General features: G+C 67.4%; 1 protein-coding gene. It reads left to right on the top strand.

Annotated features, from left to right (window positions below; all coding sequences use genetic code 11):
• A partial coding sequence (locus tag SB772_RS39725) for an ABC transporter permease subunit (protein WP_410838482.1) occupies positions 1-276 on the top strand: 276 nt, incomplete at both ends.

Consider the following 276-nt stretch of genomic DNA (forward strand, 5'->3'; position numbering starts at 1 on the left):
CGAAGTGCTGCGCGAGGACTACATCCGCACCGCGCGCGCCAAGGGGCTGTCGCCCATGCGCGTGATCGTTGTGCACGCGCTGCGCAACGCGCTGATTCCCGTCGTGACCGTGATCGGCCTGCAGGTGGGCACGCTGCTCGCGGGCGCGGTGCTCGCCGAAACGCTGTTCTCCGGGCCCGGCATCGGCAAATGGCTGATCGACGCGATCAGCCGCCGCGATTATCCGGTGGTGCAGGGCGGCATTCTCATGATCGCGACGCTCGTGATCCTCGTGAA

This window comes from Paraburkholderia sp. SIMBA_030 (genome assembly GCF_046535245.1).
Taxonomy (GTDB): Bacteria; Pseudomonadota; Gammaproteobacteria; order Burkholderiales; family Burkholderiaceae; genus Paraburkholderia.